Origin of the sequence: Legionella donaldsonii, assembly GCF_900452385.1 — a bacterium.
Taxonomy (GTDB): Bacteria; Pseudomonadota; Gammaproteobacteria; order Legionellales; family Legionellaceae; genus Tatlockia; species Tatlockia donaldsonii.
Genome location: NZ_UGOA01000001.1, coordinates 517,270 through 540,944 on the forward strand (window position 1 = coordinate 517,270; position 23,675 = coordinate 540,944).

The window sequence follows — 23,675 nt, forward strand, 5'->3', positions numbered from 1 at the left end:
AACTCAAAGGATGAGTAATGAAATACAACGCTTGTTTTTATTCGATTGGTTTGGCAGGATTTTTGGTGTCGATGACGAGTCATGCCCTACCTTTCACGATTATTCCTCAAGGGACTTTACCTACATCAGTTAGCCGAGGAGGAAGTGTTGATGCGGCCTATACTGTGACGAATAATACGTTAACAACTCGTGTTAATAATTTTGTGAGATGGTTTCCTCCGAATGTGACTCAAGTGCTTGATCCGACCGATCCAACCGTTTGTACGAGACAGTTTACTTTAGGGCCACATAATTCGGTTAACCAAAGTTGCACCTTAAAGCTAACTATATCGGGTGTGGTAAATGGTAATGATCCTGATCCTACGCATCATTTATTCGTTTGTTTTCCCGGAGGAAAAACCTGTGCGGGCCCGACACCGGCTAATTCATTAAATGTGAGTGAAGCGAGTAATGGCCAAAGTCCCACCCGGCTTTCTACAGCGGTAGGGGGATATCAAGTTGGTGCGGATAACTTTCCTCTTGCGTATACCAGTAGTGACAATGGAGCGACGTGGACTGCCTCAGTGCCTCCTACTACAGGTCTTCTGGGAGTAACTTTCTATTTTGGTGTCGGGTGTAATGGAACGTTTTGTTCAGCAGTTGGTTTTTATGTGGATGGTTCTGGAGTCCAACTTCCGGTTTCCTCTTCAAGTTCAGATAGCGGCGTTACCTGGAGTGATCCCTATTTTCTTTCAGTAAATGGTCTTCCTCCTGCTGGGCCAGGTAGTCAAACTTATACTCCAGCTATTAGTTGCTCTGGCAGTAAATGCTCTGCTGTGGGCTTCTATGAAGAGCTTGGAGGTTCTCATAAGCCACTTACTTATTCCAGCTCTGATAACGGTGTTACCTGGTCACAACCCTATACTCCTTCGACAGCCGGTTTGCCAGCGTTACAAAACCACTTTTTGGGTACTGTCAGCTGTACTGGTACGAATTGCACCGCTGCTGGCTTCTACAATACCGTATTAAATCAACGCCAGCCTTTAGTTTATCGCAGTACTGATAATGGGGTGAGCTGGTCGGCACCAATTATCCCTTCTGTGGCAAGCTTACCGGTTGGTAATAGCAATCCTAAAATACTTGGGATAAGTTGCTCTGGAAATAATTGTACGACTATAGGGCAATTTGATGATCCTGTTAACTCGATTCCATTCACCTATTTAAGCTCTGATGGTGGACTGACCTGGTCTGCTGCGCATGTACTATCTATAGCGGCTCTTCCCGCGGGAAATCAGGGGGCAACACTTAATTCGATCAGTTGTGTAGGAAATAATTGTGTTGCAGTAGGATATTATGTTGATAATGCGACTAACAGACAATCGGTTTATTATACGAGTGCCGATCGAGGGGTGACCTGGTCTCAAGCCTTATTTCCACCCACAACAGATATTCCCCTTACTGCCACAGATACAGCCTTATACAGTACTTCTTGCATTAATAATACTTGCTCTGCAGTAGGTTCTTATAATATAGGTGTTACAACATTTCCTTTAACGTATTATAGCGTTGATAACGGCGCAACATGGACCATTTTTTTACCAAGCTTACCCTCCACTCCTGGCACTATTTCCGGTGGTCTTTTTGGTGTAGGTGGCTCACAAAGTGGTGTTTTACTCACCTAGTGATTATCCATTAGCCGGTTTTCTTCGGTGAGGTCAGGGCTTGAAGGTTGTATCCATGATCAAAGTTCAAGCCCTGATCCCATTGCACTGGAAATCCAATTCCCAAATAAGTTGCCCTGTCCGTTCGATGGCCTGCTGCCCCGCAACTAATAACTTAAAGCCAGCCTTTTTTCCTGGGGCATATCTTCAACGACATTTATAGTATTTTTCAGGGTATTGAATACGTAAATCGCGGTGGGGATGACCATTGAGCATATAAGGGTTGTTGCAATTGGAGTACCTAGCATGGTTGCTACTGCGGTTAACGAGCCTAATTCGATTAAAAAATTTGATGTATCTTTCAAAAAAGATCTAATTCTTGGGTTTTCTTCTAAAAAAGTCCTCAATGAAATCCTGCGTTATAACCTGTGGAAAAGCGCCCAAGAAATAGAGTTTGATAATACCTTACGAATATTAGTAATTTCTTCCTCTGACAAATCCCCATCTTTAATTAACGGAAGAAGAAGTAAATAAGAATCATTTAATTCTTAAAACAATTCTTTCTCACCGTCCTTATCAGGGTGATACTTTAAAGCCGCTTTTTTATACTGGCTTTTCAAATTTTTTAAATCAAAATTTTCAGGACCAAAAAGTTCAATTATTCTTTCAAATTTCTTTGGCATATTGAGTTTATCGCTATCACTTATAAGTAGCACATTATAACCTACAAAAATGATTAGCACAGGCGCAACTAGAGGGTCAGGCCATGAATATCCCGTCAAATCGTTGCATGATCAAAATTTGCCCATCCCATAAACTGTATTGAATCGTAGTTGATAGGGCCACTTGTCCGGCTAACCGTACCGCAACCATAGCCAAAATCAAGCCTTGACCACAGGGTACTGGTTACTGAGCTCACTCTTCTCTGAAATTCTTAATTTTCCCTTAATGATGCCTAGATATAGTGTTCCCTAAAGCAGAGTATCAGGCGAAGTAATTAGTGAAATCATCTAAAGGCATTAACAGGTTAATAAAGCTCGATAAAGACTATAAAGACGAGAAAAAAGCAGAGCGACTAATTTCGAGTTTTTGGCAAGAAGTGGAAAACACCGATTTAAAGGATCAATCTTATTTTCAAAATCAAATTCACGCATTAAAACCTTATTATTTTTCACCCATAAAGCAATCGAATTGCATCATCACAATTAACCAGGAAGGAAAATTTATTAATAAGAAAGGCGAGTTCCTTGATGGCCGATATATTTTTATAGTTAATAAGGATAAGCAAATCATTGGATTGCCAGCCAATCCAAGGTTACATCATTCGTTCCTGGCTAATGGCAAAAGGGTAAGGGGTTCGGGATACATGGTTTTTGAGAATGGAAGTTTAAAGGGCATTGATAATGATAGCGGGCACTATAAACCTACAATTAAACAAATGTATGAGCTTTTATTTTATGTTGCGAAGAAAGTTCACAATCAAGTTACGTTTACCGATTATAGCCATCAAGAGGACAATTTTTTTTATAAATTTAACTTAAAACAGATGATCAGTTCTATCAAAAGAGACGGATATGACTTTGAACTGCTGAAGGATAGTGCTGTAAAAATTAGACCTGATGTAGTTCGGTTAGCTAGAACGGATATAATGAGTGAGCGCCTTGCGTACGTAGAAAAAAATATCGCTCAATTAAGATATAATTTAAATGCACGGCTGAGTGAGAATGACCGTTTCGATGAACCTGTTTATCACTATGTGAGTCTAGCCGAAGACAGTGATAACCAAGCCAGTGATAAAGAAAATTCTGATATTGAAGGTTTGATGGCTATAACCAGTGGGGGAAGGCGTTAATACACTGCTTAATTAGGAGTCGACTGTTCGAATAATGTTCATAGCAGTATGATCGGCCAGCCAGCTTGGCCGTCATTGAGCATTGCGTAATCAAGGTTTACTTAAGACCTATAAAGTATCTTTAAATGTTTCTTTCATGCAAAAAACAACCAGCAACATGACCAGGCCTGAAAACATCAGATAAAAACCAGGTGCTATTATTGTCCCTGTTATTTTGATGAGATAGGTTGCAACGAGTGGCGCAGTGCCGCCAAAAATAGCATTCGATAAATTATAGGGCAAGGACATGGCGGTGTAGCGTATTTTTGTTGAAAACATTTCAACTAAGGCGGCAGGAACAGCCCCGTAACAGAGTGAAATTAATATCGCAAACGCAATTTGAGTCAGCAGAGCAGAATAAAAGGTTCCGCGCGTCATGAGTAAAAATAAGGGATAAGAGAACAGGAAAATGGAAATAGCACCACTTGCCAAAATAGGTCTTCTTCCGAATTTATCCGATAAATGTCCGACCCAAGGGATAACAAATAATATAATAACCATACTAATTGAATTAATAATTAATGCGGTATGAAGGGAAAACCTCATATAAATTGTGAGGTAAGTGGACAAATATACAAAACACAAATAGAAACCCATCGCAGGTAAAAACACAAGTAATGTCGCTTTTAAAAGATTTAATGGATGCTCGCGAAAAGAGTCTAGCAAAGGATGCTTGGCTGTATTGCCCGTTTGTTGAAGTTTTATAAAATTAGGTGTTTCAGGCATTCGTAAACGAAGATATAAACCAACGGCTCCTAATACAACGCTAAACAAAAAAGGAAATCGCCATGCAATTTCTGCGTAGGCTGTGTGTTCGGACAAAATACCCGTCAATGCTGCAACGGTCGATCCTAAAAGTAATCCTGCAAAGGCACTAAACATGACTAGGCTGCCATACATTCCACGTTTCTTGGAAGGAGCGTGCTCCAGAATATAAACAATAGAACCAGAAAACTCTCCGCCTACGGCTAATCCTTGTAATAAGCGACAAGCGCATAAAAGAATGCCGGCCCAAATGCCAATTTGGGCATGAGTGGGCAACAGTCCCATAATGACTGTTGATACGGCCATTAAAATAACCGACGTTGCTAAGGTTTTTTTACGTCCATACCGATCCCCAAAATGGCCGAAAATAATAGCCCCTATAGGACGCATTAAAAATCCAACGGCAAACACTCCGAATGTTTTAATAAAGGCTGTTGTTTGATTATCTGTTGGAAAAAACAGGGCAGAGATTACTGAGGCAAAATAACCATATAAAGAAAAATCATACCATTCAAGAAGATTACCAATCATCCCTGGAATAAGGACTTTATTATTTTTAGACGGTAAATCAACCATATTAGCTCCCTGGCCAAGAAGCATTTTTCGTCTTCATGAGGAGGACAATATTGTTACATCATATTGTATTAAAAGGATATTCTTGTCAAACAGCAGAAAATCTCCTCCAAGCCTACTGTCCTTTGTTTTAAAGAGTAGCGTCAATTTGACTCTCAGTGTTAAATTTCTCTGTTTCGAATTTAATGAGGTTAACTAAGCGTCCTAAAAGATACCAAAATCTGGGGTTATAGCCGCATGTTCTTGTTTTTTTGGATTAACTTTTATTTTGCGAAGGTGTTCCAGGTGACTCTATAGTTTTGTTTGCAGCAGGATGCGGTTATAATTCACCTAGTTGTCCATTTTTTTTGCAAAAAGATAGCTTGTCATATATTATGAGCATAGATATAACCAATTAAGAAGAAGAAATGCCAACGCAACTTTGGGATACTTTTCATGCTAAATTTCCAATATTTGCATACGAGCCAGCAGAAAAAATTAAATTCCCCGCCTATGAAAAATCGTCAATCCAATATAATGATAGCCAAGCGATAAAGAAAGAAGTCATTAAAAATGCTTTTAAGGAGTTAAGCGAGGGTAAGGGTTTGCTAAAACAACGTACCCGGGTATCCGATCAACTATCTGGATTTAAGTTTTTTGCAAATCAACTCAACCTGGAAGAAATCAAGGAAATTTTAGCTCATGCGGCTAAAAACAATAAACTCAATACGGACATTGTTCGCTTTACTTTTTCAAGTAGTTTAATAGAGGTGGCTATTGAAGATCTCAAGAAAGAGAATGTTCTTCAAGACAAGCATATTAAGCGCTTGATTGAATTGAGAGAACAATATAAACCTGAGCAACATGAGTTATTTAAAAGTTTAAACTTTCAAAAAATACATCAATTAGTAAAAATTTTGAGAGAGGGGCAGTTAACTAGCCTGGAATTTAAAGAATTATTCGAAGACCCGCAATTTCCCCATATGGTACTAAAGTTAATGGATTCCAAGTTGGGAAAAGGGATAAACTATTCACAATTATTTACTATGCTTGAATTGCATCAAGCAGTAAACCCTCGAAAATCACAGGGTAAAGAATATAAACAATCATTTAGTGACGACGAGAGTCGCTCCTTACCGATTTATCAAATTTTAGATGAGTCAGGCAATTTTACTCGAGAAGCAAGACAATATTTTCTTCCCGCGCTCACCAGTAAAAAAGGTCCCCCGTTAAATGAAGAGGATTTGAAAGAAATGATTTCAAAATTACCTCGATCAGAGCAAATTTTTTACCGATTAAAGCGGGGTACACAGGGCTCACTGGGTCATGCTATTGATACAGAGGGAGCTTTTTATTATTCGGATAAGAACGATAAGCTTAATTTTATGGAGCCTTCTTGTGGGGTAAGAAATGCTTTAGGCCTACTCCGTTACGGCGCAGATTATGCCCCTGTAATCCCACAACTTGGCCCTAAGACTATGGCTATGGTGCACAATGCTCTTAAAGGGGGGTATCGAGTCGGCCAAATGTGTATTGGCTCCAGTTTAACAAAAGGTTTTTCGCCTGCTGAAGTTCATCTTTCAGAAAATGAAACTTTTTTCACGATATTTAAGCACGATGTTTATCATAGTGAAGTCGTTTCACCGATACCCGAATATTGCCGAAAGGGCTTGCTTAAGATGATCGAGGTTGTTTTTGATGGTGCTAAGTTGCCACAGTCCAGCTGGACAAAACAATTGTGGTATTGGGCGGACGCAGATTATCGATTTTTTAAGATGACCAAAGAAGCTAGAAATTGGCTGAGAGATGTACCGCCAGATCAATTAAGTCCAATGGAACAGTTTTGTGTAATGTTGGATACCCGACAAACGAGTGGAATGAGTACCTATGGGGGCTTGATCGAAAATAATCGATTGGGGTCTACCGAAGGAATTCTCGTTCTATTAGATATGGTTGAGCATCCCAAAAAATGGAAAGAGGAGATTGGATTAGATCCGGATGATTTTCCCGATGGTAGTAGGGAACCATTCAATGTTTTGCATGTTCCTCAAAATTATAAAGAGGTATATCGACGGTTAAAAGATACTGCTATGGCAATTCCTGGTTTTTTTGCCAGGGGCAAAGCGGAACAAGTCTTTTTAATTCAAATCCTGGAAGCTTTTCCTGAATTGGAACATAACTTAGGTAAATTAGCAGCGTTTTCGTCACTACTTCAAAAACAGGATGTATTTAATTACATAAAATTATTACCCACGACCCCAACTGCTGCAATAAAGAAAGACTCAGAGTTGTTGAAAAACAGGAATGGTCTTGTTTTAGCTATAAATGGGCAATATAACGAGCATCAATTAGTTGGGTTAAGAAATCTCTTTATGAACACAATGAATAATCTAAGTGTTCTGGATAATATGAATAAGGCAGAATTATCCCGACAAATAACATTTTATAGAGAGTCACACAATAAAATTACGGATTTTATTAGCAATATAAAAGGTGCAGGGTATTCTGACCCTATACTTAATGGTCTAATAACTCAACAAGAAAAAAATCTAAAAAGTGGAATTCTAGATTATGCTTCTATTATGGAAATTCAACGATATTTGTTAAAAATAACTGAAAAAAAATTGGGTTTTAGCCTATTCAGAGGCAAAAATGAAGTACTTGCTTTAGAGTTCGCCCAGAAATGGCTGCCAGAGATTAACACGCTGATAGAATACCTGAACAGCGCCGCAAGTAATGTTTATTCAGAAACTCATCAATCAGATATTGATATTTCAGGTTTATTCACAAACAAATAATTACCTTGGGCATGCTAATGATTTAGGGGAAGGCCTTCAATCAAAAATTCAAGCCCTGCCCCAAAAAAGAAGATTTTTCAAAGAGTTTTAATTAAGGGTCAATCCCTGCAATTCCTTATCCATAGTATTCAGTTCTTGCTCCTCTGCCGTTATCTCACGTGAGAAGAAGCCGAAGTTGCCTACTAACCGGCTGATAGTATTACAAAGTCGAGTAATAGAGGTGATGTTGGCAAATATTTCTGACCAGCTGGAATTCTCTGCTAATAAAGGTTTTTCCCCTGCACAAGCCCTGTGGCACTTCTGTTTAAATTGCTCCCCGTCTATTATCTTGGCAATAAAAAAATCATGACCTGCTGACAACAAAGCGTCATGCAGTTTGATAGCTCGATCTCTGGCTTCTTTGCCAGTGGTCATATCAATGAGTCTCGTGTTAATTCTAAATAAAACGTCTTTAAATTTTTCTTCTGCAAGTGCTAAAGGAGCAGCTACAGGATTAGTTTCCTGCGCAGGGGTTTCACTCTCATTCCCAAGCTCGTCAGGCAACGCCTCCTCAATTACTTCATTCCCAAGCTCAGCAGCCAATTCCTGAATTACCTCCTCTTCATTGGCAGTGGCATTATGAGCCACATATTTTTTTATACCTTGGATCACCTTCGCATGAGTTTCATAGCATGGTGTCAGAATTAATTTCTCCTCTCTTTTATCTCGAGAGAGTACGCTGATTACAGGAAGACCCCTCAAATATAATTCATCGAACTCATACACATAGCTAAACATTCCATTTTCTGGCCAACATAGTAATTCTTGGCTGGCCAAACGACATCTCAAATCGTAATTGACTTGCTCAGTATCAACAACAACATTGATATGAGTAAGGGGCTGTTTGAAGCAATTTAGCTTATCGACAATTGTTTCAAAACGTTTTAAATCATTGGCTAATGTATGTTCCACATCAACAAGTTCGATATAGGAAACCCTTTTTTCAGCCCTAACCAGCCCGGATTGATTATTCGCTGCGATAGCAGCTAGAAGAATTTCAAAGTTGGGATGATTAATAACGTTAGAATTTAACCGCAACCGCCTTATACCAACGTTTTTCTCAAGAATACGGGCTAAAGTCGTGAAAAACATTTCTGTAGCTTCTAACTGAGATAAATCCAGGCAAATGATACTCGTATTATCTTGCAAAGATACCTCTAATAAAGCCAAATTGCATGGCGGTAAAGAAAGCGTTTGCAACTTGCAACCTTTAACCTTTAAGACTTCTGCTAATCGTTTTATTTGCTCATCGGTTACTGCAGTATCACAACTGAAATTTCTAAGATAAGTAGCAGATGCTGTTTGGGTTGGAGCTTCACTCTTTTTCGCCTTAGCATCGGAGCGGATTTTATCCAGCGCGTTATCAAATAATGCCTCCAAATACAATCTTATAATTTCATCCCTTATGCTAAACAGATCAATTACCTTGGCATTCAGTGGTATTTTACCAATCAATTTTTGTTGAATTTCAACAGGAAGTTCCTCGGGACTAATTAGAAATTGACAACCTCGGGCAGCGGCTTGCTCATCCTCTACCAAACGATAAAGTTGTCTTAACGTAAAATGTTCCAAGAGCAAGTGAGTATTTCTTGCATCAATTAAAAGAATGGTTCCATTTCTAACAATGCTTAAAATGGCTTCAAATACTTTATCATCATGTTTTTTAAATAATGGGATAGCTCGAATAATTAGGGCTTCAAGATCTGCCTTTGAAGCAATGGCGAGCAGGAGATCATGGGGAAGATTGGTTTTTGTCTGTGTTCTTCGGCGATGGAAAGGCATAGGTGCTCGTCTCAGTGTAGGTTTTCCCTCTGAAACGATATTTATCAATTCGTTATTGTTTGATAAGTTTAATGTCCTGATAGAGTGGGCTGATTTGATTAACGGCAGTAACGATTTAACCGGAAGGTCAATTTCACTTAAATCCAGCTCTTCCCAGACCGGATTACCAGATAGTAGCTTTGTCATCCACTCTGCAAATTTAGTAGTATTTTGCGGGGAAGTCACTGCGTAATTGATTTTTAATTTTTTGAACTGTCTTATCTGATGCTGAATAGATGGGTCATCTTTTTCTAGGTCGCTATCTACAATGGTTATCCAACAAAGGCCATCTTTATCTGCCTTTTCCAGGGTTTGAAGGTGTAAGGGCATTGCTTTTCTCTTATTATTGACAACTAATCGTAAGGTGGGCTCACTAATGATTTTTTCAGTTTTCACAAAGTGAGCAACTAAAGAAATTTTAATCCACTGTTGACTATATTAAAACATCATTCTATGCGCAAAAATAGTATTTTCCAGACAATAATGAGGGCCGAAATTAATTTTTACCGTTGCACAAAATTCAAGCCTTGACCCATAGTTCACTTATCATCATTCAAAGCTAACGCTCATCCAGTTCATCCAATAGTTTTGCAAACTCAGGATTCAAATCAATAGAGAAACCTGACCATTCTTTAGGTTCCGGGTATTGTTTTAAATAAGCAGCTTTTTGCTCTTCAGTCAGTGCATACCAAAAAGGACGCCAAACATAGTCCATCCAGGGCTGACCAGCCTCTCGCCAAAAAAAATCAAGGGGGCCGAATTCTGGATAGAGAATCCAGGGTGGTTCAATCATTTCCGTTTCTTTCATATCAATTTATTTAAATGGGGTATCAATTGTAACGGATGAGTGTCTCTTCTTACAGACGGGATAATATGGCTGCCAAAGAAGCGTCCAATTCATTACCCCCGCTCTTATAAAGACATCAGGGGGAGGGATTTTCGCTCCCAGGGGATATGAAGAGTTGAATTAATTTGCAATACAAATTTGAAATTTTGATTTATTCTAAAATCCCTTATCTCCATCTATACTGAAAAAAGAGATAAAATTAAAATGGTATTGTTATGCCTCTAAATAGAAAAGTTAAAGACTTTACAGACTCGACAGAGTCGTTTCAGCGCGTATTGGCAGGGAAAGTGACTGTCCAGGATTTTTTTACCAAGCCGGAATTTGCTGAAGACAAAGAAAAATTCATGAGTATCTATAAAGAAGCTATAGGAGAGCGTTCTACGGATAGCCTTTTTAACGATGAAAGTGTAGCGGCAGCCTGGATTGCCAAGCTCAGATTTAATCAGGAGATGAGTGATGAGCAGTTTACAAAACTCATTAATCGCTCCGAAGAAATTTTTAAAGGCAATTTTGATCATTTAAACTTGACTTCAATTACCCCAGAAGAAAATGATAACTGCGCGATTATGTGGGGCATTGAGGCGTTAAACGGAATTCAAGCCTTTGACTCCGGCGCAACCCGTGTCCGTTTACCAGAAGGAGTCGCGCCTAAAATAGTCAAAGCATTAGAGGATGGCGGTGCCTTTGCCAGGGATAGTACCCATGCGACTGGCACGAAACTGGTCGATAAGGGGTTAGGCAAAGATATCGCGCAAGAATCTATGAGGGCCTTCACTCCCAGGGGAATGGGCGCTCTACTGGTTGTTCCCACTTCCCCAGATGGAAGTGGTACGATGGTCAAAACCCCCGACGCTCGTCTCAGCCCACATATAAAAAAGGGGGATTATGATTTACTTTTAAAACGGGAAGACTATGGTTTCAACGATTCCATCACGCATAGCCTTGTCCATTCAAAAGTTGGTTTTTTAAATCATCTAAGAGAAATCAGAAACCAATATCAAGAAGGAATAGCTCTGATTAGAAAAAAATCAGATCTTGCGAAAGATGCCGAAGCAATCCATGGAAAGGGTCCTCAAATTCATAGAAAAGAGCATTTAAGTGAACTGAAAGGACAGTCCAAGACTTTAATCGATATCCTTGAGGCAGGAAAAGAACAGGGATTATTTAGTGATTTTACAACTAAATGGACTATCCGCATAAAATGGCCTCCTTTTGAGAAAAAAATCGTATCAGCCGATCCGAACAGCCGGAAAGGGGTAGGGGATTTTTTACATCAAATAGCTGAAGCTGAAAAAGAAAATCCCGAATTTAAAGAAAAAAATAAGGAAAACCTGAGCAAAGTCAGAGGGTTATTACAACAAGCGGAAGAATTGCGCTCGGGTCCTTTTGAACGGTGTCGTGAAGGCAACGAAGTATTGGTAAACTGTCAGTCAGGTAAAGCGCTATTAGCTGATCCCATTGCCAAAAGTACCGATAACAAACCTGTTAATAGAGAAAAACTGGTTAAAGTCGGGATGGTATCGGAAACTGATCCTGAACTTAGTATGGAAAAGCAAAAAAGTCTGAGAGATTCGTTGAGGGATTTTAAAGGAGATCAGGAGAAAGTTTCTGATACCCCTCAAAACCGTTTTTAGAACTATTCATACTAATGCGGGGCGGGGCTTGAGTCTTTGTATTCAATAATGCCAACTCAAGCCCTGCTCTATCTATTCAGAGCTTAAAATGAGCAATGATAGGTGACAAAAGGACACAATTCGCTGTTAAAATTGACCATCCATGAGTTTTGTAGCTTATATATTTTGGCCAGATTGAATACCAAAAACGTCACATTTTTCTGTATTATTGCCTAATGAAGACTCCTTCATGGATCAAAGAGCTGGGATACAGGATTACTTCATCGCCTGACTCTAAACCACTCTCTATGACTGCCAGATCCGGATTATGGTGTTTAATCATTATTCTCTTCTTATAAGCTCTGTCCCCTTTCACAACATAAACCGCCCAGTTTTCTTCATCCCTAAATAAAGCACTCATAGGCACCACAGGAGAATGAGCCGACTCAAAAAGAACAATTTCTACATCTACCCGATAACCGTCTCCAAGATTCTTCCATAATTCGTAGGGTGTTGTTATATCAATAATGACATTGACCCGCTGCTCTTCTATTCCAAGCGCTGATATTTTCGTATAACCACTTGGTTCAACAACGCGTACACGGCCTTCCAACGGATAAGCCCCTCCCCACCGTCTTATGATTACTTTTGCATGAGGTGGAATTTGTGCCGCATCCTCGCTTAATATATCGGCGACGATCTCAAGACCTACAACATTAGCAATGTCCATAATTTTTGTACCAGGCTCAACGGTGGTTTCACTTTTTTCGATAACTCTCAAAATTGACCCAGTGACAGGAGAATGAATCTCGACCTTCTCTTGGTGATTCATTGTCTTGATATCGGTTCCCGAAAGTGATGCTTTAACTTTTAAAATGTAATGCTCTGCTGCATGTAACTTACGTAATACGGCATTATATTCTTTCTGTCTCAATTGATATTCCAATTGAGTATGTTCTAATTCTGTTTCCGAAACGAAGCCCTTTTTAGCCAATGGTTCCTTTCTTTTCAAATCCGATTCGGCGGTCTTAAGTGCTGCTTCAGCACGAATCGACTCTGCTTTTGCCTGTTCATATAACGCCTCAGCCGTACCTAACTCTTGCTCTAACTCTTGCCTGGCTCGAATATCAAGCAAAACTGGGATTTTTGGCCTTATAGTAGCAATTACCTCATCCTTTTTTACTTTATCGCCTTCAAGCCAATTGATGCGTATAAGTTCACCTGAAACCGGAGAAACAATCGTGTATATTTTTATCGCGCGTGTTTTTGCATCATCTTCAATATACTGAACAAAGTGATCGTACTTTACTTTTGCTGTTTCAACCGGGATGCCTTTATGAGAAAGGATCCAGAGGATAACACCAAAAACGACAATGATTGCCAGTGAATATCCGATTAGTTTTTTCAAATTCAGGTTCATTATCTTCATTAGTCTGTTACCTTTAAGACAGAGGTCAAATTCAGATGGCTTGCTTTACGCTGAATAATATAAAAACTAATTAAACTGGCAAAAAATATAACCATAATTGAGATAATATAAGTTTTAAGCTCTATAACAAATGGAATCTTAAACCAATCGGTTTGCATTAGGTGCAGTATAGACCAGGACAACAGGTACCCTGTGATTAATCCTAAAGGGATAGCAAGTACCATTTCAAACAGGTGATTTAAAATAAGTAACGTTGATACTTCCCCCTGAGTAAATCCTAAAACTTGTAATGTAGTTAACTCTCTTGCTCTTTCTGCCAGGGTAATACTCGCATTATTATAAACGACGCTAACCGCAATAATAATGGCAAAACCTGCAAGAATAGTTGTAAATACAAGGATATGTTTCGCAAAGGTTTCTTCAAATGTCTTAATGATCGATGTTTTAAAAGTAATGGTGCCTATCTTGGGTATTTCTTTTACCTTTTTATACAAATTTTTGATATTTTTTGTGTCTACAGTAATAGCTGCTGTGTTGATTAACCGATCCTCATTTAATAAATGATTAAGTGCTTCAATTTCCATATAAGCAAACATTCCTACATAGTCATTTATAATTCCTTGTACTTTCAATTGAGTTTTTGCTTTGTTCCCTTCAAGTAGTTCAACCTCAAGCTTATCACCAATAGCCAAATGCAGTCGTTCTGCTAACCCTTCGCTGATTAACAAGGCATGTTTGGGAATATTCATTCGATTAAGATTTTTGTCTAATAATAGTTTCAGTTTGTTATTTTCAGGGATACCAAACACCGAGGACAATTCACTTCGATGTTGGTAGGTTAGTCGAGCAGGTACAACACGATAACCTTCGCTATTGGTGACCCCCACAATTTTGTTCAACTCCATTAAAGCTATTTTATTAACGGGATTAATAAAGCTGACGGCAGCCTGTTCACGTTGCGCCATTATAAATTGAGTATTTATGAGATAACGTATAGCGTCTTGCCAAAATAATCCTAGTATTACGATAGCCATTGCTAATGCAATACCTACGCAGGTCAATATTGTGCGTAAAAAATGGCGGAAAATGTACCGGGAAACCATTTTTATACTACTGGGAAGCCGGGAAAAAAAGTGAAATTTTTCAAGGATAGTTGCTCGATACATCATAGGGGTTGGCGGTTTCATCGCTACAGCAGGCATAAGATTTATTACCTGACGAATTGCTCGCAATGCCCCCAGAATAGCAGCTAAAAAACAAAATAAGACTCCAATGATGGCTGCAAGGTAGGAAAAAACATAGGGGAATTTAGGGAATCTAAAATAGTCGGTATATAGATTGGTCATTAAGTTACCAAACCATGCGCCTAATGACACCCCCCCAAGTGCTCCAATAAAAATAATAATCAGGATTATTTTAATATAATGATAGGCAATAGCTAAATCACGGTAACCTAAAGCCTTTAACGTTGCTATTTGCTCGCGCTCTTTACTTATTAAACGCCCTGTCACTAAATTTAATAAAAATGCTGCCACTATTAAAAAAACAGGGGGGATATAGGTCGCAATAATTTTTTGCTGTTTTATTTCATTCGTTATAAAGCGATCGGATATCTGATCTTTGCGTGTATAGCTAATAGTTAAACCATAAGAATGAAAAATTCTTTCTAATTGAGTTATTACAAATTGTTCTGAGGTATGTGGTGCAAGTTTAATATTAATATCATTAAAAGCATCCTGCATTCCAAATGCAGCACTTAACGCCTTTCGATTCATCCAAAAAACACCAAAATGCCGATTGTCTGGAAGCAAATCCTCCCCTCGGATGGCATATACATACTCGGGTGACAAAACAATACCTACAATTTTTAGCTTTTCTCTATACTCATTTAATAAGGCAATAATACTATCACCAGGTTTTAAATTATGACTCTTTGCAAAACTTTCATTGACTACTATTTCATCCGGACGATTCTTATCTGGCAGCCTTCCCTGGTATAAAAATAATTGATTAAGAGCAGATGTTTTATCAGATATTGATATAAAACGGCCTACAGCCGGTTCAGGCATCCAAGGTAAGTCAAGCACGACATCTTCTACAATCCGGGTTTCCACCTGGGCGACCCCCGAAATTTCTGTTATACGCTTTTCTAAATAGTTCGGTGCTCTTTCCAATGAGGCAAATACATCCGCAAAATGATAATTTGAATAAAAATCCTGTTGCGCGTTTTTCAAAGACACATAGGTATTAACTGATGCGAGTAAGACACTCACTCCACTGCAAACCACCAGGGCGATAGTAATAATTTGACTTTTTAGTTTGATAACATCACGCCATAATTTTTTGTTTAATACCGTTACCATTCTAATTCTTCTGGCTTTCGCTTGGATTTATTTTTTAATATTTTACTGATTGAACCATCGGCTATATGAATGACTCGATCAGCCATCTCACTGATCACGATATTATGAGTAATAATCACTACGGTGGTATTCAGCCTCTTATTAGCTAAGGCAAGGGTTCCTAAAACAATTTTACCGGTTTCACAATCAAGTGCTCCTGTAGGCTCATCGCATAGAAGAACATCTGGATTCTTGGCTATAGCTCGAGCTATTGCAACGCGCTGTTGTTCTCCTCCAGATAATTGCGAAGGGAAATGGTTCATGCGATTTTCCAAACCAAGTAATTTAATTGCGTCTTCAGGATGCATGGGATTATCTGCAATTTCGGTAACAATAGAAACATTCTCTAAAGCAGTCAGGTTGGAAATCAGATTATAAAATTGAAAAACAAATCCTATATGCTCGCGTCGATATCGGGTTAAATCATGTTGACTCGATGAAGTGATAATATGATCTTTGTAAATTACTTCACCAGACGAGGGGACATCCAAGCCCCCTATAATATTTAAGAGCGTAGACTTACCACTGCCAGAGGGCCCTAAAAATACGACCAGTTCTCCTTGATATAAGTCAAGGCTAACGCATCGCAATGCATGGATAACGACTTCACCCATTAAATAGGTTTTAGTTAAATTTCGAATAATAAATGCTGGAATGTGTGACATTAAAAATCCATTTATCAGTGAGTATTCTCTTTAGGGTTCCCTACTAATTGTAAACATTTGTATCAAATTGTTGGTTGTTAATTGCATTTAATTACAATCTGAATAGAGTTTGCAAAATTAGTCAATTATTCAAGGCAAAATGACGATACCTACGACTATATAGAATATACTGCTACGAGTTCAATCCAGTCTATTTGCAGATGGTAAGAGGGCGGTGTTGCCTTAGGTCAATGACCCTATCGGCTTAAACCATAGAGCTGTTTGGTTTTGGAGAATAAATACCCTGATTACACTATGCGCCATCAAGGCTTTGGTGGCGCATAGCCCGCAAACAGCCTCCTTTTTGAAAACTAACAGCCATCCATCTTTTCATTTTTTTTACAAAGTTTACAAATCAGTTGCATTCATTCCTTAATCATTCCTGGTTATTATGTAAAGGATTTTTACTAAATAGGAGTTGATAATGGGTCTGTTGAAAACTGCAAAAGAAGGTTTAAACAGTTTATTAGGCGGTGCTAAAGTTACGCTCGACGAAACTTCAAGCGGCCTAAAAAGTTCCGTTGAAAGTTTTATTGGTGATATCGTAATTAGAAGCACTTTCAATCGCGCAAAAACTGGTATTTTAAGTATCTTGAGTGAAGACAGTCCTTCTCCTGCAAGGCTTGCGAAAAAATCAGAACCTACTACTGATGCTCTTCCCACGGTCCCTGCTGTAACAAGCAGTAATGATTTAATGGCCAGGTTAATGGGTAATTTCTCTGAGCCCTTAGCACAAGCTGCCAAAAAAATGGCTGTGCAATTTGATGACACGCTTACCAATGTAGGTGATGAGATCACCAGGGGTTTAAAGCGTACCATTAAATCAAAGGTTGAAAGCATTCAAGCGGATGATGTAGTGAATGGTCTTTCCCAATTCCTTAACGGTTCTTTACAAAAATTGAGCGGGGAAGAAGGGGTTCAAGATAAAAAAGAAGGTGAAAATTCAACGTTCAATCTCAATGGAACTATCCAAATGTTTGGATGGGTCTTAATGTCTGTCGGAACGTTGTTGCTGGCTGGCGGCTTAAATCAGGGAATTTTAAACCCCGCACCTGTTCAACCTGTACCCGTTCAACCTGAACCCGTTCAAGAAGAAGCGCCAAGATTCTCCTGCTAATTCCACAGGGTCAAGTCCCCCATAAAATGGATTTTAGGTGAAAATAAAAATTATTATTGATTTGACCCTAATTTTTCGAATGAACACTCAGATAAGCCAAAACCAGTTCACTTGATGTTGTCAAGCAAATGCATGTACTCAGTTAATCAATGTTCTGCATACTAGTTCAAATTGATTTGGATTTGCTACAGGTTGTCCTGGCCCTCCGGAACTTGCTCTTTTCACTGCTATAAATCGTTAACTCCAACTCACCTCTCTTTTCATTCCTTCCTATTCTTTTTATGCTCATCGAAGAAACGTATAATATCATCTGGATCAAGTTTAAGGTCGGGAAACCGTTGTGTGCCTCCGGAAATATTCTTTAAATCCTCTTTTTTTACAGTTTCTTTATTTCTATTTTTTGAAGGTTGTTTTGAAGACTTTTTCATGATGTTGTCCTATAAAAAGAAAGGTATTTTTTAATCATAGTCTATATTCAACAAAGGCTGAGGCACTGGCCGCAATCGAGGTGCACCTCTAGCAAGTTTTTGAGGCATTCATCGTTTAAAATAATTCAAAACTCGGGAAGCGAATTTTATAACTTTAAATTCACGGGCTTTAAATACGGGGTCAATAGGCGTTTGGAAGAGATGATTGGTGTAATTGGATAAGGTTTTTGCAGCGATAGCCAGTACAAGGTCAAGAATTTGTTTTTCCTGATACCCGGCATGAATAAATTCTTCCACGCTTTTTGGCGAAGGGTTTCCGCGTGACCATAACATTTCGCGCGTAAACTCAATCAGTGTTTGCATTTTTTGATCAGGGACAGGGTTATCATTTCGTATAGCATCGACTGTGTCCTGGGGAACTTTTGCCTGAAATTCGGCAGCAGTGGAATGGGCAGCGACACAATAATCACAGCCATTTTCATAACTGATGACCAAAAAAATAATTTGTTGTTCAGCGGCTGAAAAACCTGAATGCCTGGTGAAATTATTATAAGCGTCCAAATAGGTTTGTAAAATTTCAGGGGCATTGGCCATCGCCCTGAATAAATTGGGAATCATTTTTGCCTCAGTTTGAGAGCGCTCAAAAAGATCCTTAACCCAATCGGAAGAGGCTTTTTCAACGAGGGTTGCTTTCATGGTGTATTTTTCTGTCATATCCATTCCCTTATTTAAGACACAAAAACCTGAAATTTATTAGCAAGGAAGGCAGACTACTCTATTATCATGCCTGAAAGGGGTGATAATATTATCACCTCCCACACTCTCTATATTTAATGATAGCGTATCCTAACTGAGAGATAATGACATGGATGACAAAATTGTTCTAACCGGGTTGATTGGTTTAGTTGCGGCTGTTTTGGTTGGTACTGGAGAATTCTTACTTCACTTTACCAATCAGGGCTATGATTCCAAAATTCCTTATCATTTTATGCTGGATATTTCTCGCAATCGCTTAACGGTCGGCCATTTTATTGCTGTATTAGCGGCGCCGTTGTATTTGGTTGGGTTTTGGCATCTTTATAAAATGCTGGAGCCTGCGGGCGGTAATTTACCTTTAATTACGACCATGGTTATTGGTTATGGCTTTATAATGGGAATAATCTGGATAGGTTCACGGGCAATGATTGGCTCTATTATTCAATCTAAAATTGGCCCATCCGATTTAGCTGCCCTCATTCAATCGTATCAACTCTATGATGAATCCTTACTGCAAATTATTCGTTTTACCACCTTACTGGGGTCAGCAGGCTTTATTTACCTGGTCTTGAATGGCAATACCGCTTATCCGAACTGGATGTGGGTTTTTAATCCCATCTTCTTATTAGTATCGGTCTTTTTAATTTATTTGATTATACCTGCGGTTGGAAAGTACATCATGCCTATTGCTATGAACGTGACCTACACCATTTTTTTCGCACTTTCAACCTACATTGCGTTTAGACTCAGATAACAAAATCGAATGGATTCTGAACCAGATGATTCAGAATCCATTGCATATAGAAGACAAAAGGATGTAAAAATTATTACATGGGAGACTCAGCCATCTCAAACTTAATCGTGCTGTTTATTGCAGGTGCTGAAATAATTTTTTCCTTGCCATTCATGTAATTTACCGTGAGCGACTCAACTTGTTGTTCGTTACCCAAACCAAAGAAAATTTGATTTCCCTGATAAGCGCATAAGCCTTGGGTAGGCACAAAAAACCGTGTTAACGTTTTGCCGTTTGTTAGTTTTAATTTTAAAACTGCCCCAAGTGCCTCTGGTGCATTAGGCATAATAACCTTGATATAATTATTATTTCCGCCCTGGTTAATAAATGCTTTCAAGGGACCCGCTAAATTGGTATAAACCAGATCAGCATAGCCGTTTCCACTGAAATCAGTACTCAATGGTGAAATGGCATAATAAGGATCTTCAGCGTTTGCCTGTTTTTCAATGGATGCATAGGTGTTATTGGGCAATTCCTTTAAAACGCGTCCGGGTAAGCGGAAAATCCAGTGTAGAGGAAACTGGACATAATTTTGGGCGATTACCAAATCTTGTTTGCCGTCGTTGGCGAAATCCTGAAAGAGAACGCCCCAGCCAAATTCGTAATCGGCAGTTTTAGTTTGTTTGGCCACGTCTTCAAATTGAAAATTGCCGCGATTCGCCAGAAAAATATTGTCCCTTAATAAGTACTGATTTTTGTTCAAATCGCCGCGTACAATGAAATTTGGAGGGGTTGAACCGATATTCCACCAATAAAAAGGACCTATGTTACTAAAGAACAAATCGGGAAGCCCGTTGTTGTCATAATCGCCCACTGCAATACCCATGGGATAGGAGTAGACAGCCGAGGTGGGGTTGGGCATATTCTTAAAGGTTAAATTACCCATATTTTTATAAGTCCTGACTTGGCCGGTATCGTGTGCAACCACCAGGTCAAGTTCATTATCCCCATCTAAATCAACAAAGACGCCCTGAAACGTATTATGAATATAATCAAGTCCGGCTGCATCGGTTATATCGGTAAATGTATTGTCGCCATTGTTTTTTAAAAGCAGGCTTTTAGCGCCATAGTTTTTCTTATTAAATATCGTTTGACCTTCTACATAAGCCGGTTTCAGGTACATTGCAATGTAAAGATCAACCGTTCCTTTTTTCTGTAAATCGGCATGTGCAATAGAGATAGGAGCGAATCGTTCATCAATCGCGATATCAAGCTTCTTAACAGTAAAGACTCCTTGATTATTTTCATAAAAATAAATACCGCTGTCTCTGGCTACAAAGAGGTCGGGTAATTGATTCCCCGTTGCATCGACGGCGACGACGGCGTAGGTGGTATCATTGGCTGGTTTGGTTAATCCGGCTTCGTTCGATACATCGATAAACTGGTTATTTCGATAAACAAACAATTTATCGGGCTGATTATAGCCGCCGCCTGCAAACAAATATTGTTCTCCCTTGCCAAGAAGATCGAAAATAGCTGCTCCCATAAATGGAAGGGAGTGATTCTTGTCATATTGATGAGTAAAACCCACATCCACTTCCTTAAAGTGAGGAGTAGATTCGGTATAGGTTTGCTCCGGGTAGGGGTTGGTAGGCCAGGTAATTTTACGGAAAGTAATGGCGAGAACAAGAATGATTAGGAGAGTGAAAATAATTTTCAAGATCATTTCAAGATCCTTCTACTTAGATCTAACTATGTAAATCTTAGTATTTAATGGAAAAAAATCAAATCAATAATCGTTGGCAATCTGGAGAATAACCCAGGGTAGTTTAGTTGTGGAAATGAATAGCTTGATTACGCTATGCTTCAGCAAGGCTTTGGGTGGACACGATGAAAATTTTGGAGGAGGGCTTGAATTTTCCGCCCCGATTCAAGCTTTGTCCCCCTGATTTGTTCGATTAGGGATGGGGTACTTTCATCAAGAGGTTCTCGTTATACTCCCCATCAGAACTCTTATGCGTGCTACTCACTAATCCCTTCCAAACTACGATCAAAACGACTCCCCAGAAAACAATATTTAAAACCCCAGCTTCACCCGCCATATAAATGTAATAAGGGTTTTTCACATTGAATTGATAGGAACAGATTTGCCAAGTGGCATTAGAGGCCGAGTGGAATAGGACGCACGGCCATAGGCTTTGGCTTTTCCAGCGGATCCAGCCTATTGCAAAGGACATTAGTACTATTGTGACTGTAAACAGTAAGGTGTTTATCAATAAATTGCCTTCTTCGTAATAGGTGCCAGGAAAGATAAAGATAAAATGCCAAACAGCCCAGGTGATTCCAGTAAGAAAGAGGCCAGGTCGTAAGCCAAATAAGTTGATGAGCTTTGGTTGTAAAAACCCTCTCCACCCTATCTCTTCAGTCATTGCCCAAAGCAGAGGCCACATGAACATGAATAAAAAGGTGTGATAAATGACAGTATATGCGGGTAGTTTTAAATCCAATGAGAAATACCCTAAACGAGTTGCCAGTAGATAACTGGTTACAATCGCGGCAGCGGGTAAACTAATAGCAATGAGGTACCATTGCACGTTACCCAAGTTAAAAAGACCTAGCTCTTTAAATCCCACCATTTTCTGTCTAGACAAGAGAATCAGGCCTAGTACTACTACGGCAGGGGCAGCTTGTGAAAGCGCATTCGCTAAAATAGAGTTTGAACTGGTTAATAAAAAAGTTAATACGAAGGTCGTTACCGTAAAAGCGCTTATAATTTTTAGTTGATTCATGAATTCTCCGGACTCACATTCGATTAATTCAAGCTAAGAGAGCAAGGATTAACGCTCTGTAGTGATTCCTGAAAACAGTGGCTTTTTCCGGATAATCACCGCAAAGTAATAAGATTATTGAGCATTTTTGGGGTTTTTAAATGCACGTTATAAGTGCTGATAGAAGGAACGGCAATCAACTACCAGCTGACTACAATTAAACTGCGCTCATACTAGACGATTTCGCGTCTATTTTTCAATGGCTAGTTGGCAAGAAAACTCGTTATTTCCTCTGTGTTATCCCCATGCTTGCAGTTTGGGTGCGAATTTCTTGCATCAGTAACCGACGTTCATACGATTGATTTTTAGCAAAAAAAGTATACAAAGAGGCATTATTTGCTTTATCGGCCGAGGTAGTTACTACAAAATCATGCAAGAAACCAATATCGCGCTCACTCCTACACCATGCACCGACTGGCATATCGGGCACCAGTAAATTTAAACCATTCGCAATTAATATCTTCATGGTTTGCTCGGTATACTCTGTTTTCCTTAAAGAAAAAAGGGGGGGTAATCCTTTCCTATTGGGGCTATTAAGGTAGGGGCGCATTAGTTTATGTCCCAATAGCTCCGGAACGTGTAATTGTTTAGATGCAAGGACATGATGCATGATAGTGTCACCAAATGTATTGATGCAGGCAAGCGGTAAATGCTTGCCTTGTACGCTATTGAGCAGAGCAATTAAAATATCAGGACTATTAATACAAGTTAAACTGGATTCGTTATATTTTTCTGGATCATAGGCAAATACGTCACATCCCTCACTAATGAGGTAATTGAGTGTTGAATAATCGTAGTGTTTATCATAACTACTCTTGATAAGCCATTGATCTCCAATACGGTAGCCGTAGGGCGCTTGATAGACAACTAATCGATGATTAATTTGTAATTTAAGTAATAGTGTTTCTATAGTCGGCGGTTCTTTGTTTGCGACAAAAAATAGAAGTGCCAGCAAAATATCAACGTGAGTTTTGAATGGATCAAATGACTCCGGTGTTGGAAACAAAATTTTTAAGGCAAGCCACTGTTTCTCAATTAATTGAGGTGAACTATTTGTATTAGTCGTTAGCAAGCAGGGCCCTAACAACCCTTTTTGTAAGAGCGTTTGACGGACTTCCGAACTATTGATTAAGGCGCTGATATCGCGATCATCGCGATACAAAAGAAACTCATCAATTAACGCTCTACACCATACATCGCTTTCATGACGATTTTGGATAAGCTTGGCTATCTTATTAATTGGCTCCTTTTTGACTACCTCTTTTATTTTATTTTTGTCGTATGGTGTTAATTCATCTTTTCCAAACATTAT

The 23,675-nt window shown here is 39.0% G+C and carries 19 protein-coding genes; 7 read left to right on the top strand and 12 right to left on the bottom strand.

What is annotated here, in order from left to right:
- The first annotated feature begins 17 nt into the window (after positions 1 to 17).
- Both DYC89_RS02440 and DYC89_RS02445 read left to right on the top strand, forming a co-directional pair.
- Positions 18 to 1,661, top strand: a complete 1,644-nt coding sequence (locus tag DYC89_RS02440) for a sialidase family protein (protein ID WP_115220342.1) — start codon at positions 18 to 20, stop codon at positions 1,659 to 1,661.
- A gap of 240 nt (positions 1,662 to 1,901) precedes the next feature.
- Complete coding sequence (locus tag DYC89_RS02445) at positions 1,902 to 2,174, top strand: hypothetical protein (RefSeq protein WP_147285465.1); 273 nt, start codon at positions 1,902 to 1,904, stop codon at positions 2,172 to 2,174.
- 14 nt (positions 2,175 to 2,188) lie between these two features.
- On the opposite strand, the gene DYC89_RS16430 is transcribed toward DYC89_RS02445, so the two are convergent.
- Positions 2,189 to 2,356 carry a hypothetical protein gene (locus DYC89_RS16430; protein ID WP_181879304.1) on the bottom strand — a complete coding sequence of 56 codons (168 nt, stop codon included), beginning with the start codon at positions 2,354 to 2,356 and terminating at the stop codon, positions 2,189 to 2,191.
- A 284-nt stretch (positions 2,357 to 2,640) separates the two neighbouring features.
- Between DYC89_RS16430 and DYC89_RS02455 the strand changes: the two genes are divergently transcribed.
- The gene (locus DYC89_RS02455; RefSeq protein WP_115220345.1) at positions 2,641 to 3,492 is read left to right on the top strand and encodes a hypothetical protein; all 852 of its coding nucleotides are present in this window, start codon (positions 2,641 to 2,643) and stop codon (positions 3,490 to 3,492) included.
- A gap of 108 nt (positions 3,493 to 3,600) precedes the next feature.
- Here the strand turns inward: DYC89_RS02455 and DYC89_RS02460 are convergent, their stop codons facing one another.
- Positions 3,601 to 4,872, bottom strand: coding sequence for an MFS transporter (locus DYC89_RS02460; protein WP_181879305.1), 1,272 nt, complete (start codon positions 4,870 to 4,872; stop codon positions 3,601 to 3,603).
- A 404-nt stretch (positions 4,873 to 5,276) separates the two neighbouring features.
- Here DYC89_RS02460 and DYC89_RS02465 point away from each other — a divergent pair, with 404 nt between their 5' ends.
- Positions 5,277 to 7,646, top strand: coding sequence for a hypothetical protein (locus DYC89_RS02465; protein WP_115220347.1), 2,370 nt, complete (start codon positions 5,277 to 5,279; stop codon positions 7,644 to 7,646).
- 87 nt (positions 7,647 to 7,733) lie between these two features.
- On the opposite strand, the gene DYC89_RS02470 is transcribed toward DYC89_RS02465, so the two are convergent.
- Positions 7,734 to 9,836 carry a hypothetical protein gene (locus tag DYC89_RS02470; protein WP_147285466.1) on the bottom strand — a complete coding sequence of 701 codons (2,103 nt, stop codon included), beginning with the start codon at positions 9,834 to 9,836 and terminating at the stop codon, positions 7,734 to 7,736.
- Positions 9,837 to 10,065: 229 nt separating this feature from the next.
- A complete protein-coding gene (locus DYC89_RS02475) occupies positions 10,066 to 10,299 on the bottom strand; it encodes a hypothetical protein (RefSeq protein WP_115220349.1) in 234 nt (77 codons plus the stop codon).
- A gap of 269 nt (positions 10,300 to 10,568) precedes the next feature.
- On the opposite strand from DYC89_RS02475, the gene DYC89_RS02480 reads away from it, so the two are divergent.
- On the top strand, positions 10,569 to 11,987 hold the full coding sequence (locus DYC89_RS02480) for a hypothetical protein (RefSeq protein ID WP_115220350.1): 1,419 nt from the start codon (positions 10,569 to 10,571) through the stop codon (positions 11,985 to 11,987).
- A gap of 205 nt (positions 11,988 to 12,192) precedes the next feature.
- On the opposite strand, the gene DYC89_RS02485 is transcribed toward DYC89_RS02480, so the two are convergent.
- From DYC89_RS02485 to DYC89_RS02495, 3 genes are read right to left on the bottom strand one after another with little or no spacing between them, the layout of a single operon-like run.
- The gene (locus DYC89_RS02485) at positions 12,193 to 13,395 is read right to left on the bottom strand and encodes an efflux RND transporter periplasmic adaptor subunit (protein WP_115220351.1); all 1,203 of its coding nucleotides are present in this window, start codon (positions 13,393 to 13,395) and stop codon (positions 12,193 to 12,195) included.
- The gene (locus DYC89_RS02490; RefSeq protein WP_115220352.1) at positions 13,395 to 15,758 is read right to left on the bottom strand and encodes an ABC transporter permease; all 2,364 of its coding nucleotides are present in this window, start codon (positions 15,756 to 15,758) and stop codon (positions 13,395 to 13,397) included. The genes DYC89_RS02485 and DYC89_RS02490 overlap by 1 nt, the downstream gene beginning before the upstream one ends.
- Positions 15,752 to 16,462 (bottom strand): ABC transporter ATP-binding protein, encoded by a 711-nt coding sequence (locus DYC89_RS02495; protein ID WP_115220353.1) that lies wholly within the window; start codon positions 16,460 to 16,462, stop codon positions 15,752 to 15,754. Before DYC89_RS02495 ends, DYC89_RS02490 begins: the two co-directional genes overlap by 7 nt.
- A 463-nt stretch (positions 16,463 to 16,925) precedes the next feature.
- Between DYC89_RS02495 and DYC89_RS02500 the strand changes: the two genes are divergently transcribed.
- Positions 16,926 to 17,618 carry a hypothetical protein gene (locus DYC89_RS02500; protein ID WP_115220354.1) on the top strand — a complete coding sequence of 231 codons (693 nt, stop codon included), beginning with the start codon at positions 16,926 to 16,928 and terminating at the stop codon, positions 17,616 to 17,618.
- A 260-nt stretch (positions 17,619 to 17,878) separates the two neighbouring features.
- Here DYC89_RS02500 and DYC89_RS16435 read toward each other — a convergent pair whose 3' ends face one another.
- Together DYC89_RS16435 and DYC89_RS02505 are read right to left on the bottom strand one after the other, a co-directional pair.
- Entirely contained in the window at positions 17,879 to 18,046 is a 168-nt protein-coding gene (locus DYC89_RS16435; RefSeq protein WP_181879306.1) for a hypothetical protein, read from the bottom strand.
- Between the two features lie 108 nt (positions 18,047 to 18,154).
- Entirely contained in the window at positions 18,155 to 18,760 is a 606-nt protein-coding gene (locus DYC89_RS02505; RefSeq protein WP_115220355.1) for a carboxymuconolactone decarboxylase family protein, read from the bottom strand.
- Between the two features lie 151 nt (positions 18,761 to 18,911).
- Here DYC89_RS02505 and DYC89_RS02510 point away from each other — a divergent pair, with 151 nt between their 5' ends.
- A complete protein-coding gene (locus DYC89_RS02510; RefSeq protein ID WP_115220356.1) occupies positions 18,912 to 19,556 on the top strand; it encodes a DUF6796 family protein in 645 nt (214 codons plus the stop codon).
- 73 nt (positions 19,557 to 19,629) lie between these two features.
- On the opposite strand, the gene DYC89_RS02515 is transcribed toward DYC89_RS02510, so the two are convergent.
- From DYC89_RS02515 to DYC89_RS02525, 3 genes are all read right to left on the bottom strand, one after another.
- Positions 19,630 to 21,261, bottom strand: coding sequence for an FG-GAP repeat domain-containing protein (locus DYC89_RS02515; RefSeq protein WP_115220357.1), 1,632 nt, complete (start codon positions 21,259 to 21,261; stop codon positions 19,630 to 19,632).
- A 232-nt stretch (positions 21,262 to 21,493) separates the two neighbouring features.
- The gene (locus tag DYC89_RS02520; protein ID WP_115220358.1) at positions 21,494 to 22,324 is read right to left on the bottom strand and encodes a CPBP family intramembrane glutamic endopeptidase; all 831 of its coding nucleotides are present in this window, start codon (positions 22,322 to 22,324) and stop codon (positions 21,494 to 21,496) included.
- Positions 22,325 to 22,586: 262 nt separating this feature from the next.
- Positions 22,587 to 23,672 carry a hypothetical protein gene (locus DYC89_RS02525; RefSeq protein ID WP_115220359.1) on the bottom strand — a complete coding sequence of 362 codons (1,086 nt, stop codon included), beginning with the start codon at positions 23,670 to 23,672 and terminating at the stop codon, positions 22,587 to 22,589.
- Positions 23,673 to 23,675: the final 3 nt, after the last annotated feature.